We start from the raw sequence: 12,657 nt of genomic DNA, 5'->3' as shown, positions 1-12,657 counted from the left end.
CGCCGCTCACGAGTCTGATACGCGAGCGCTCCTTTACATTATCCTTCTGTCTCCGACCGCCCGCCCGATCCGATGAAGCGTCCGCCGTTCTCCACTCAACTCATCATGCTCTGGGCGCTTGTCGCGGCGCTCTGCGCGACGCTTGTCGCGGTGGTCTGGATCATGGCCAGTTCCGCCGAAGGGCAACAGATCGCCGACGCGCGGGCCGCGGGCGAAGCGGCCTGCGAAGCGGTCGCCTCGCGTTACGACGCTTCTTCCGCTTCGCCCGGCGCCGGATCCGGACCGGAACTGATGCACGCGATCCTCGACATCGTTCTGGCCCGCGCACCGGACATGGAGGGCGGATTCTGGCGATCCGGCGCGGCACCTGCCGAGGGCGGCTTTCTCGCATACTCGTTTCCCACCTATCAGGGCAGCGGCATCAAGCGCGACGTTCCGGAAGCGGAAATGCCGCTGATCCTCCGGACGCTGCGCGCCGCGGTCGCGACGCACGCCACGACCGCGAACGTTGTCGAAGGCGCGCAGGATGCCGTGATTGCGGCGGCATGTCCGGTACGCGCCGGATCGGGGCTGTTCGTGTGGATGCTGACGCGTGCGCGCCCGCCGCTGGGCCGTCACGGGGAACTGCTGGCAACGGGCCTCGCCGCCGTGCTCGCCGTGATTCTCGCGATCGCGGCGGCGCTGGTCGTCGCGCTGCGCCGATGGAAGCGCAATCTGGCACGGATCGAGAGCGGGCTCGGGCGGGACGGTCGCGAGCATCCCCTTCCGTACGTCGGCGAACCCGATCTCGACCGGGTCATCGATGCGTTCAACGAGCGGGCGCGCCGCGCCGACCGGTTGCAGCAGCAGGCCGTCGAACTCCGCACGCGCCTCGCGCAGGCCGAGCGCTTCGGCATGCTGGGCAAACTGGCCGCGCAGGTCGCGCACGAGATTCGCAATCCGATGGGCGCAATGCGGCTGAAGGCGGAAAACGCGCTGGCCGGCGATGGCGGGCGGCAGCAGGATGCATTGCGCGTGATCCTGGCGCAGATCGAGCGCATCGATGCGCAACTGTCAGGCCTGCTCGCGCTGACGCAGCCGGTGCGCGCGCATGCGACACGGGTCGACGTCGATGCGTGGCTCGTACACGCGGTGGACGCGCACCGCGAGCTTGCGCAGCGGCAAGCGATCGACTTGAGGTTGTCGCTCGAGGGGCATGTCGACCGACTCGCGCAGCCGGCGGATTTTCCCGCATTCGATCCCGACCAGATGCGGCGGGCGCTCGACAATCTGTTGCTCAACGCGCTGCGCCATGCCGGCGACGGCGGCGCGGTCACGCTCGCCGCCGCGCGTCGTGCCGTTGCCGGGCGTGACTGGCTGAGGATCACCGTGTCGGACAGCGGCCCCGGGGTTCCCGCCGCGCATCGCGAGCGGATTTTCGAGCCGTTCGTGACGGGGCGTGCGGACGGCACCGGCCTTGGCCTTGCCGTCGTCCGCGAAGTGGCCGCCGCGCACGGCGGGCGGGCGTGGCTTGACGATGTACCGCGCGGTGCATCATTCGTTATTGAAATCCCATGGCAACCCTCCTCATAGTCGACGACGACGCGGCATTTCGCGACGGCCTGGCCGAGACGCTGGCCGATCTCGGTCATCGGGTCGTCGAAGCCGCAACCGGGCGGGCCGCGTTGAGCACGCTGCGCGACGGCGGCCGCATCGATTGCATCTTTCTGGATTTTCGCCTGCCGGACCTGGACGGGCTCGCCGTCCTCGCGCAGTTGCGCGGCGATCCGGCACTGGCCGCCATTCCGGTCGTGATGCTGACGGCCCATGCGACCAGCGACAACACGATCGACGCAATGCGGCTCGGTGCGTTCGATCACCTGACGAAACCGATCGGGCGCCGCGACATCGCGCAACTGCTCGCGCGCATCGTTTCCGCGAACCAGCCGCCGGCGGCCGCCGAGCCGCACAGCGGCGGGTTCGCACACGAACCCGCATCGAGCCGCCCGCGGCTGCTGGGCGTGAGCGCGGCGATGCGCGACGTGCAAAAGCAGATCGGCCGCGCGGCGACGAGCGACGCGACCGTGCTCGTCACCGGCGAGACGGGTACGGGCAAGGAGGTGGCGGCCCGCGTGCTGCATGCCGCGTCGATGCGGCATGCCGGACCGTTCGTCGCGGTCAACTGCGCGGCGATTCCGGCCGATCTGCTCGAAAGCGAGTTGTTCGGGCATCGCCGCGGGGCGTTCACGGGCGCACACGCCGATCGCGCCGGGCGGCTCGTCGAGGCCGACGGCGGCACGCTGTTCCTCGACGAGATCGGCGACATGCCCGCAGCCATGCAGGCCAAGCTGCTGCGCGCGCTGCAGGAGCGCCAGGTGACGCCGCTCGGCGCGGATCGCCCGACCGGCATCGACATTCGGGTGGTGGCCGCGACGCATCGCGATCTCGCCGCGGCCGTCGCGAACGGCACGTTCCGCGAAGACCTGTTTTATCGGCTGAACGTCATTCCGCTGCACCTGCCGCCGCTCGCGGAGCGCGTGGCCGACGTCCTGCCGCTTGCCGCGCATTTCCTGGCGTGCGCGGCAGGCGCGCGTCCGTTGCACCTGACGAACGACGCCCAGCGCGCATTGCTCGATCATCGCTGGCCGGGCAACGTTCGGGAATTGCGCAACGTGATGGAGCGGGCCGCCGCGCTGGCGCCCGGGCCGGCCATCGCCGCGACCGATCTCGGGCTCGGCAACGTACAGAAGCTTCAGTCCGGCAGCGACGCGCTCGCGCTGCCGGCCGGGCTGTTCGACATGCCGCTGCCCGATGCGCTGGCGGCGGTCGAGCGCGCCGCGATTTTGCGCGCGCTCGAGCGCGCGAACGGCAATCGCGCGGAGGCGGCGCGACAGCTCGGCATCGGCCGTCAGTCGCTCTATGCGCGCATCGCGCATCTGGGTATCGAACGGGGTATCGAGCGCGACGACTAATGGTGCCGTCGAGGCTGTCGGCATTGCCGACAACCGGTGGGGAAACGTGTCGCGAAACCCGACACGTTCCGGGCGGTGCGTCGTCCGATGCCCCGCCTGGCGGGCGCGCGCATGCTGGCACGCGGGTTGCAGATAACGATGCATCGCAACCCTTTGCCGGAGCCTGTCATGATGTCGCATCCTTTCGCCAGCCGCTCGTGGCCGCCGCGCCGCCGCACGGCCATTCACCGTACCTGTCGTGGACTGTGCGCCGTCGCGTTGATTGCCGCTGCGACGGCGAGCGCGGCGCAGACGCCGCCCCCGCCGGGTGCCGATGTGCCGCCCCCGCCCCCGCCCAGGGCCGGCGTCGTGCCGCCTCCGCCGCCCTTGGCTGCCGTTCCCGGCAACGACATCGCACCGGATGCACTCGTGTCCGGCACGCTTTCGCGCCTGACGATCAACCCGGAAGGTGCGGTCGACGGCTTCGTGCTGACCGACGGGACGCTCGTCGGCGTGCCACCGCATCTCGGCACGCAGCTGATCGCGCTCGTGCGGCCGGGCGAGCGCGTAACGGTGGCCGGCGAACGTCGCTTCGGCGACGACATCCACGCGCGCGTCGTGCGCAATGATCGCACCGGCGCGTCGCTGTCCGACCAGCCGCCTGCGCCTGCCGCGCCGGTGCCGCCCGCGCTGCGCGGCGTCAATCTCGCCCGGCTGAGCATGTCCGGCGTCGTGCGCCGCGTGACGCGCGCGCCGCGCGGCGAGCCGGACGGCGTCATGCTCGACAACGGCGCGATCGTCAAGCTGACCGTGCCGGCCGCCCAGCAGTTCGGCGGGCTGCTCGTGCCCGGTGCGCGCGTTGCGGCGCTCGGGTACGGCACGCGCAATGCCTATGGCGAAGCGCTGCAGGCCACGGCGTTCGGCTCGCCGGGCCATGTCGTGAATCTCTATGACGACGTCGCGCGCTGATCGCGCGACGCCTTCCCGCAATTCATTAAGGAATCCTGCCATGCACTGGATCGATCCCGCCTGCCTGCCCGAAACGCGCGGCCGCGTCACGCAGTTCCTGCTCAACCCCCACGGGGAAATCGACGGCCTGATCCTGAACGGCGACTTTCAGATTCACGTGCCGCCGCATCTGGGCCGCGAGCTGGTCCGCCATGTCGAGGTGGGTGACCGCATCCGCGTGCGCGGCGTCAAGGCGCGCGATGCCCGGATGATCGCGGCCGTGCAACTGACCGGGCGCGACGGTGTCGACCTCGTCGACAACGGGCCCGCGCACGCCGCACCGCGGCTGTCGCAGGCCGCCCGCAAGACGATGGAGATGAGTGGCGAAGTCGCGTTCACGCTATACGGCCCGAAAGGCGAGTTGAACGGCGCGTTGCTGACGAACGGTGTCGCGCTACGTATGCCGCCGCATGCGGCAGCGGAATTGAGCGACTATCTGCGTGCCGGAGTCCATGTCATGGCGTGGGGGCATGGCGTCGTCACGCCGTACGGTGCCGTGCTCGAGGTGAACGAGATCGGCGAACTCGTCGACGCGGACGACGAATGAACGCGCGTCGATCATGAGACCGGCACGCGCGCTCGAGGCGCTCAATTTCTTTCTGGCCGACGTGCAGGCCGGCATTGGCCCGTTCGTCGGCGTCATCCTGCTGTCGCGCGGCTGGAGTGCCGATGCGATCGGCTCGGTCATGGCGCTGGCCGGGTTCGCCGCGATGGCCGCGACGCCATTCGCCGGGGCGCTCGTCGATGCGCTGCGCGCGAAGCGCGCGCTGATCGTCGCGGCGACGGCCGCGACGACGCTGGCATCGCTGGTGCTGATGGTTGCCGGCGACTATCCGGTGGTGGCGGTGTCGCAGATCCTGGTCGCCGTCAGCGGCGCGGTGCTGGCGCCGGCCATTGCGGGCGTGACGCTCGGTATCGCCCGCCCGCAGGGCTTCGACCGGCAGTTCGGCCGCAACCAGATGGCGAGCCACGCGGGCAACGTCGCCGGCGCGGCGCTCGCCGGGTGGCTCGGCTGGCATGCGGGATTCGACGCGGTGTTCGCGCTCGTCGCGGTCTTCACGATCCTCGCGATCGCGAGTACGCTGGCGATTCCCGGGCGGGCTATCGACCACGCGTGCGCGCGTGGCCTCGATGCGGAACCTGCGGCGCCGCGAACGAACGCCGCGTATCGAGATGCATGCGGAGATGCGTGCGCGGGAACGGCGACGTCGCGCGTCGGCGGCTTGCGCACGCTGGCCGCGAACCGGCCGCTGGTCGTGCTCGGCGCGTCGCTCGCGCTGTTCCATCTCGGCAACGCCGCGATGCTGCCGCTCTACGGGATGGGCGTGGTCGCCACCCATCGCAGCAACGCGACCGTGTTCACCGCGCAGACCATCGTCATCGCGCAGCTCGTGATGGTCGCGGCGGCGTGGCTCGCGCCCCGGCTGATACGCGCGCAGGGTTACTGGCGCGTGCTGCTGCTTTCCTATCTGGTGTTGCCGGTGCGCGGCGTGCTTGCCGCGATGCTGATGAGCGAGGCGGGTGTCTGGCCGGTGCAGGTGCTCGACGGTATCGGTGCCGGCCTGCAAAGCGTCGTCGTGCCGGCGCTCGTCGTGCGCCTGCTGCACGGTTCCGGCCGCGTGAACGTCGGGCAGGGCGCCGTCGCGACCGCGCAGGGTATCGGCGCGGCGCTCAGTCCGGCGCTGGGCGGCGTGCTCGCGCAGCACTTCGGTTATCCGACCGCATTCGTCGTGCTGGGCGCCGTGTCGACGGGCTCGCTCGTGCTCTGGCTCGGCCATGCGCGCTCGCTGAGCGGCGTGTGCGGCAAGCCAGGCGATCTGTCGGCCACGTCGTCATGAACGTGCTTTCCCTCGTCATGCCATTCCCGGCCTGCCCGTGAATTCCGTTTCGCTTGCGTGGCTGATTGCCGCGTCGCCACGGCGGGGGGCGTCATGCGTCCGGGCGGCTGGCCCGGCGCGCATTCGGATCGATTCCAGGCCCGGCATTCTGTCGATGCGTGCGGTGCGATGGCCTGACGGCGCATCGCACCCGGACGCGGTGCCAGAAGCGGCATGGCATGGCGCTTCTAGCCCGTGTGCGAGATCGCATCAGAACAAATGCTGGATGCCCGCATAGACGCCCGTCTGGCTATGCCCGGGTGTCGGATTGTCGTTGTAGCCGCCGCCGGCGATCGGGCCGCCGGCACCCGCCGCGTTCGACTCCAGACCGAAGTTCGCGTTCTTACTGTTGCGAACGGTAGCAATCTGCATGTCGAAGAGCGTGCGCTTCGAGATGTTGTACGTGCCGCCCACCGTATAGATGTTGGCGTTGCCGCCGCCGTGGTTTGCGTTGACGTGATAGACGGCACCGGTCAAGGCCGCAGCCGGTGTCGCCTGCCACGTGACACCGCCCCAGACCTGCTGCGTCGACGTAATCCCGTTGTTGGCGGTCGGCGCGCCGTTCGCGTGCGAGGCCTGATAGGCCGCCTGCAGCTTGAACTGGCCGAGGAACACGTTCACGCCCGCGAAGTACTCCCGGGAATAGTTGAACACGTCCGAGAACTTGCCGTTGACGTCGCGCGCCTCGTCGTAGATGCCGCGCACCTGGAAGTACGAATTCGTGTAGGTCAGTTGCAGGCCGTCGGCACGACCTTGCGCGGTCGTGCCGTTACCATTCCAGCTGGTTGCATTCGACAGCGAATACTGGCCGTACACGTCGAAACCGTAGAAGCTCGGCGACTGGTACGAAATGTTGTTGCTCGTCTTGTTCCAGTTGCGCCCGCGCACGAGCGAGCCGGATGACCAGGACGTCTGGCCGAGCGGATCGAAGTCCCACAACCCGTTCGAAATCGAGAGCTCGCGGCCGAGCAGCAGCGTGCCGTAAGCGTCGTTGGAAAAACCGACCGTTGCCCAGCGATCCCAGATGGAGCCGGTGCCGCCGAGGCTGCCGTTCATCGCATTGAACGAGCCTTCGAGGTGGAAGACCGCCTTGTTTCCACCGCCGAGATCCTCGGAACCTTTCAAGCCCCACAGGCTGGTACCCCAGTCGCCGCTCTCGGCACGCCAGCGGCTCGTCGTGCCGCCGTTGCCGTTGGCAATGCCGCTCAGGTACTCGATGCCGGCGTCGAGGCGGCCGTAGAGCGTGACACTGCTTTGTGCGTGGGCGACGATGCCTGCGGACATCAACGTGGCGGCGAGTATTGCTTTTTTCATAATTGTCTCCAAACCTGTCAGAAAGAAAAAACGTATTACTGCGGCACAACAGACCCGGTCAGTTCTTTATTGAATAAATTAAGGAAAACGAAATTATCTGTCGTGGAAAACGGATCGCGTATCAACAGGGAAAGTGAAATGTTCTTTGCTTGCGGCATGTCCAGCCGGGAAAACTGGACGAAAAGGGTCTCCTTGATCGGTATTGATGTGGGACGAAACTACGGGCGATTCACGTAGTACAACTATTCATATATGAAATACCGGACCGTCTGATGCTCATGACGCCGGGCTTGGCCCGGCGCCCCTTGGCGACGATCTGCGGCGCGATCAGTCCGATCCACGACCACGATGCACGCCTAACGTGCGGCGAGCACCTCGAATCGGTAAGCGATTTCAGTTTGCGTGCCAGGGTTCAATGCAAGTGCCGTCCGGACCCCGCGGGAATTGATCGGATTGGGCGCGAGCGAAGCCGCACGGCCAAGCTCGAATGCACTCGCGACCGGCTCGATGCCCACGCAGAGGTTGCGGCTGTTCCACGGCGCGTACGCACGTCCGCGGTTGCTGATCCACAACAGCAGTGACGGCAGCGCGTCGGCATCCCAGGTCAGGCGATAGCGTGCGCCGGCGACGGCGTCGGTCATCGTGACGGAACCGTCGATTCCGCAGAGCTGCAGGATTTCTTCCGTGGGCTGCGCGAGCGGTAGCTGGTCGAATGCACCGAAGCCGCCCTCGCCGAGCGGTACGCGCTCAAGTGATTCGAACGTCGCGCCGGCCAGCGCGCTCGATACGCGCGGTTCCGGACCTGCCGGGTGCACCATGCCGAAGCGGTACGTGCCGGGCTCGATTCGAAACGCGCCGGTGAGTGTCGGCAGCGCGAGATTCGGGTGCAGGCCGATAGGGCAGCGAGCCGACTTGCGCGCTTCGATACGGAGAACGATGTCGAAGGCAGCGCGAGCCGGATCGGCGCGCACGATGCGAGTCAGTCGCGCGATCGACGATGTCTCGGGGTATTCGATTTCAATTTCGATCTCGTGTGCGGTTTGCCTCACGAGTGACCACACGCCGGTACAGCCGTAACCATGCTGAAGGTCGTCGCTGGTGTCGAGTGCGACGTCATCCGGGACGATCGGCGTTGCGGCGGCTTTCCGCCAGCCGGGAGGCAGTCGGTCGGGCGAGTAGGGAACACCGAATGGCACGCACGGGAATTCGCTTCGCATGACGCCCAGCAGCCCGGCGGGTTGCGGCTCGGCCTGGCCGAGCCACGGCGCTTCGTAAAACGGACGGAGCGTGCGGCCGCCTTGCTGTAATGCAACGCCGCCGAGCATACCTCCTGCTGCATGGAGATCGAACGCGCCGTGCGCCCATTTGAGATGCCAGACTGTATCCATTGCTTCGTCAGGTGTAGTCGGAGAGAACGCTTCTACGATAGGAAGAGGCATGCCGGAGCGGATCAGTTCTCTTCCTCGCTCCAGCAGGTGCCGTATCTCGCCAGCAACGCGCTGGCCTGCGCAGGCCCCCAGTTTCCGGCCGAATAGGGTTTGGGCGCCGCTTTCAGGTCGAGAATCGGCGCAACCCAGCGCCATGCGGCTTCCTGTTCGTCGCGACGCACGAACAGCGCGAGCCGGCCGGCGATCACGTCGAGCAACAGGCGCTGATACGCCTCCATCCGGTCTTGCCGGAAGAAGCGGTCGAACGCGAGATCGAGGTAGACGCCTTGCAAGGTCATGCCGAGCCCCGGCCGCTTCGCGAGCGTGCTCAGGCGAATCGATTCGTCCGGTTGCAGCTGGATCGTCAACCGGTTCGAGCCTGCCAGCAGCGCCGTCGGACCGAGCGTCGAATGCGGCGGGCGCTTGAACGTGACGACGATTTCAGCCACGCGTCGCGCCAGCCGCTTGCCGGTGCGCAGAAAGAACGGCACGCCGGCCCAGCGCCAGTTCTCGACCTCGGCCTTGAGCGCGACGAACGTTTCGGTCGGACTGTCGGCCCGGATCCCGGATTCGTCGAGGTAACCCGGTACCGACTCTCCGCGGACCACCCCCGCGCGATACTGTCCGCGCACGACGCTCTGATGCAAGGCTTCCTCGGTGAGCGGCTTGAGCGCGCGCAGCACGCGCAGCTTCTCGTCGCGCACGGCGTCGGCTTCCATCGACTGAGGCGGTTCCATGGCGACGATCGCAAGCAACTGCAGCAGATGGTTCTGCACCATGTCGCGCAGCGCGCCGGTCTGGTCGTAAAAGCCGCCGCGCCCGCCGACGCCGAGTTCCTCGGCAACCGTGATCTGAATGTTGTCGATCCATTCACGGCGCCACAGCGGCTCGAACATCACGTTGGCGAATCGCAGCGCGAACAGGTTCTGCACGGCTTCCTTGCCGAGGTAATGATCGATCCGGTAGATCTGCTCTTCGGAAAAAATCTGGCCGACCGCATCGTTGATCGCCGTCGACGACGCGAGATCGTAGCCCAACGGTTTTTCGAGCACGATTCGCGAGGTCGGCGGGGCGAGCCCTGCCTGCGCGAGCGCGCGGCAAATCGGCACGAACAGCGATGGCCCTGTCGCCAGATAGAAGATCTGGCGCGACGACGCCGGCGAGAGCGCGTCGGCCAGACGCGAGAACGTGCCGGCCTGGCTTGCGTCGAGCGCCACGTACGAGAGCCGCTCGCGGAAGCCGCGCCACGCGCTTTCGTCGAACCGGGCCTGCGTCAGATGCGGTCGCACCGACACGTCGACCCAGTCGAGGTAGCCGGCCGTATCGAGTTCATTCTGCGCAACCGCGATGATGCGTCCCGCGGGGGCGAGCAGGCCATCGCGGTGAGCGGAGTAGAGCGCCGGCAGGATCTTGCGCATCGCGAGATCGCCGGTGCCGCCGAACAGCACGAATTCGAACGGAGCCTGGGTATCGGAGAACGGGAGGTGCGCATTCATGGAGTTTCGCTCGTGGCTGCGTTGGCCGATTCGATCAGCGCATGTACTTCGGCCGCCGTCGGCGCATAGGCGCCGGCGTGCGACGCGACGAGCGCCGCACAGGCGGCGGCGAATCGAAGATGTTCCGTCGCGGGTGCGTCCGGGCGCGTCAGCAGGCTCGCCATCCAGCTGCCGACGCACGCGTCGCCGCAGCCGACCGTGTCGGCGACCGTGACCTTGAAGCCCGGCTGAACCAGCGTTTCATCACCGGCGAAGAGTTCCATGCCGGCCGCGCCGCGCGTGACGAGCACTGCAGCCTGCGGCGCCCACGCACGGATTTGCGCGAGTGCGGCTGCCTCGTCGAATTCCGGGAACAGACCGGCGAGATCCTCGTCGGACACCTTGATGTAATCCGAGAGACCGATCATCGTGCGCAAGGTGTCGCGGTACGACGGGTCGGCCATCGGCGCACGAAAGTTGGGATCGAACGAAATCCGCTTGCCGGCGGCGCGCGCCGCGAGCGCAATGTCGATCAGACGCGAGGCGAGGGGCTCGCGCACCAGGCCGAGACAGCCGAAATGAATGATTTCGGCGGCGTCGAGCCAGTCCGAAGGCAACGCGGCGGGGTCGAACGCGAGATCGGCGCTATTCTCGCCGATGAAGAAATATTTCGGTGGCCGCGTCTCGACCACCATCGCAAGCAGCGGCGGGCGGTCGACCTGCTGCGTGAAGCGCATGTCGAGGCCGGCTTCGGCGCTCTTTCGCATGAGCTCGTCGCCGAATATGTCGGCGCTCACGGCACCGGCAAAGCCGGTCGGCGTGCCGAGGCGCGCGCCGACGCGTGCGACGTTCCAGCATGCGCCGCCGGCAACGCTGTGCCAGCGGTTCGTGTCGTCTCGAATGAAATCGGTCAGGGCTTCGCCGAAGATGACCAGTCGCGGTAGCTTCATCATGGGATTCGGGAGATCAGGCCGCAGCGTGGCGCCGCGTCTTGAAGCGGTTGATCAGTTGGTTGGTCGAGCCGTCGTGCGAGTCAATCTGCGCGGGGGTGAGCAACTCGTCCTCGATCGCAACCGCGAGCTTTTTGCCGAGTTCGACGCCCCATTGATCGAACGAATTGATCCGCCATACCACGCCTTGCACGAATACCTTGTGTTCGTACAACGCGATCAGCGCGCCGAGGGATGCCGGATCGAGCGTGTCCAGGCAGATCGTGTTCGTGGGCCGGTCGCCTTCGAAATTGCGATGCGGTTCGGTCGTCGAGCGCGATCCGTTCATCAATGCCTCCGACTGCGCGAAACAGTTTGCGACGAGGACGGCATGGTGATGATCGAACGCGTGATGCGGCCGCATGCACACGATGAAGTCGGTCGGAATGATCGCGGTACCCTGGTGCAGGAGCTGGAAGAACGCGTGTTGCCCGTTCGTGCCCGGTTCGCCCCAGATGACCGGGCCGGTCGCGTAATCGACGCGCTCGCCGCCGAGCGTCACCGATTTGCCGTTGCTTTCCATGTCGAGCTGCTGCAGGTATGCGGGCAACCGGTGCAGATAGTTGTCGTATGGCGCGATCAGCTGGCTCGTCGTACCGAGGAAGTTCTGCTGCCAGATGCCGATCAGGGCGAGCAGGACGGGCAGGTTGCGGGCAAGCGGTGCTTGCGCGAAGTGACGGTCCATCGCGTGCGCGCCGTCGAGCAGTTGCTCGAACGCGTCCATGCCGGCCATGATCGCGATCGGCAACCCGATGGCGGACCACAACGAGTAGCGTCCGCCCACCCAGTCCCAGAACGCGAACATGTTGCCGGTATCGATGCCGAATTCCGCAACGGCCGTGGCATTCGTCGACACGGCGACGAAGTGGCGGGCGATCGCCGCGTCCGGCGCACCGCTGTCGAGCAGCCAGGCGCGGGCGGTATGGGCGTTCAGGAGCGTCTCGCGGGTCGTGAACGTTTTCGACGACACGATGAACAGCGTCGTCTCCGGGTTCACGCGCTTGAGCACTTCGGCGATGTCGGCTGCGTCCACGTTCGACACGAAATGCATCGTCAACCGTTCGTGCGCGTAAGGCTTGAGCGCCTCGCACACCATCTTCGGCCCCAGGTCCGAGCCGCCGATGCCGATGTTGACGATGTCGGTGATCTCGCGGCCCGTGTGGCCGCGCCACTCACCGGAGCGAACCGCGTGGGAGAAGCGTCGCATCCGGGCCAGCACGTCGCTGACCTGCCGCGACACGTCGACGTCGTCGACGATACGCGGCGTACCCGAACGGTCGCGCAGCGCGACGTGCAGCACCGCGCGGTTCTCCGTGCGGTTGATGCGCTCGCCGGCGAACATCGCGTTGCGATACGCATCGACGCCCGCCTCCTGGGCGAGGGCGAGCAGCAGGGCGATGGTTTCGTCGTCGACGGGGTTCTTCGAGTAATCGACGAAAAGCCCGGCCGCCTCGAGGCTGAAGCGCGATGCGCGTGCCGGGTCGCGGTCGAATCGTGCGCGAATCGAGACGCCGGACAACGCGTCCCGATGGCTGGCGAGCGCGCGCCACGCGCGCGTTTGGGTCAGTGAGGTCATGGTCGTGTCAGGCCTGGGATGCGTTGGGACGGGTCAGTGCGAGCTCCAGCCTTTGTAAGCT

At 67.2% G+C, this 12,657-nt stretch carries 10 protein-coding genes; 5 read left to right on the top strand and 5 right to left on the bottom strand.

Annotated elements, in window-relative coordinates; all coding sequences use genetic code 11:
• Positions 1 to 72 precede the first annotated feature (72 nt).
• The 5 genes from NQV17_RS35335 (at position 73) to NQV17_RS35315 (ending at position 5,776) form a co-directional block, all read left to right on the top strand.
• The gene (locus tag NQV17_RS35335) at positions 73 to 1,572 is read left to right on the top strand and encodes a PAS domain-containing sensor histidine kinase (RefSeq protein ID WP_257775797.1); all 1,500 of its coding nucleotides are present in this window, start codon (positions 73 to 75) and stop codon (positions 1,570 to 1,572) included.
• A complete protein-coding gene (locus NQV17_RS35330) occupies positions 1,554 to 2,951 on the top strand; it encodes a sigma-54 dependent transcriptional regulator (protein WP_257775796.1) in 1,398 nt (465 codons plus the stop codon). Before NQV17_RS35335 ends, NQV17_RS35330 begins: the two co-directional genes overlap by 19 nt.
• 408 nt (positions 2,952 to 3,359) lie before the next feature.
• Complete coding sequence (locus tag NQV17_RS35325; RefSeq protein WP_257775795.1) at positions 3,360 to 3,899, top strand: hypothetical protein; 540 nt, start codon at positions 3,360 to 3,362, stop codon at positions 3,897 to 3,899.
• 40 nt (positions 3,900 to 3,939) lie between these two features.
• A complete protein-coding gene (locus NQV17_RS35320; RefSeq protein WP_257775794.1) occupies positions 3,940 to 4,485 on the top strand; it encodes a hypothetical protein in 546 nt (181 codons plus the stop codon).
• 13 nt (positions 4,486 to 4,498) lie between these two features.
• Complete coding sequence (locus NQV17_RS35315) at positions 4,499 to 5,776, top strand: MFS transporter (protein WP_257775793.1); 1,278 nt, start codon at positions 4,499 to 4,501, stop codon at positions 5,774 to 5,776.
• A 249-nt stretch (positions 5,777 to 6,025) separates the two neighbouring features.
• On the opposite strand, the gene NQV17_RS35310 is transcribed toward NQV17_RS35315, so the two are convergent.
• From NQV17_RS35310 to pgi, 5 genes are all read right to left on the bottom strand, one after another.
• Positions 6,026 to 7,129 (bottom strand): porin, encoded by a 1,104-nt coding sequence (locus tag NQV17_RS35310; RefSeq protein WP_257775792.1) that lies wholly within the window; start codon positions 7,127 to 7,129, stop codon positions 6,026 to 6,028.
• Positions 7,130 to 7,485: 356 nt separating this feature from the next.
• Positions 7,486 to 8,517 carry a hypothetical protein gene (locus tag NQV17_RS35305; RefSeq protein ID WP_257775791.1) on the bottom strand — a complete coding sequence of 344 codons (1,032 nt, stop codon included), beginning with the start codon at positions 8,515 to 8,517 and terminating at the stop codon, positions 7,486 to 7,488.
• A 62-nt stretch (positions 8,518 to 8,579) separates the two neighbouring features.
• On the bottom strand, positions 8,580 to 10,052 hold the full coding sequence (zwf, locus tag NQV17_RS35300) for a glucose-6-phosphate dehydrogenase (protein ID WP_124571993.1): 1,473 nt from the start codon (positions 10,050 to 10,052) through the stop codon (positions 8,580 to 8,582).
• Positions 10,049 to 10,981 (bottom strand): carbohydrate kinase, encoded by a 933-nt coding sequence (locus NQV17_RS35295; protein ID WP_044848735.1) that lies wholly within the window; start codon positions 10,979 to 10,981, stop codon positions 10,049 to 10,051. The genes zwf and NQV17_RS35295 overlap by 4 nt, the downstream gene beginning before the upstream one ends.
• A 16-nt stretch (positions 10,982 to 10,997) precedes the next feature.
• Positions 10,998 to 12,596 (bottom strand): glucose-6-phosphate isomerase, encoded by a 1,599-nt coding sequence (pgi, locus tag NQV17_RS35290; protein ID WP_257775790.1) that lies wholly within the window; start codon positions 12,594 to 12,596, stop codon positions 10,998 to 11,000.
• Positions 12,597 to 12,657: the final 61 nt, after the last annotated feature.

The organism is Burkholderia sp. SCN-KJ (assembly GCF_024656005.1).
In the GTDB taxonomy this organism is placed as follows: domain Bacteria; phylum Pseudomonadota; class Gammaproteobacteria; order Burkholderiales; family Burkholderiaceae; genus Burkholderia.
Note: the sequence above shows the minus strand (reverse complement) of the source record. Positions and strands in the feature narration are given on the sequence as shown.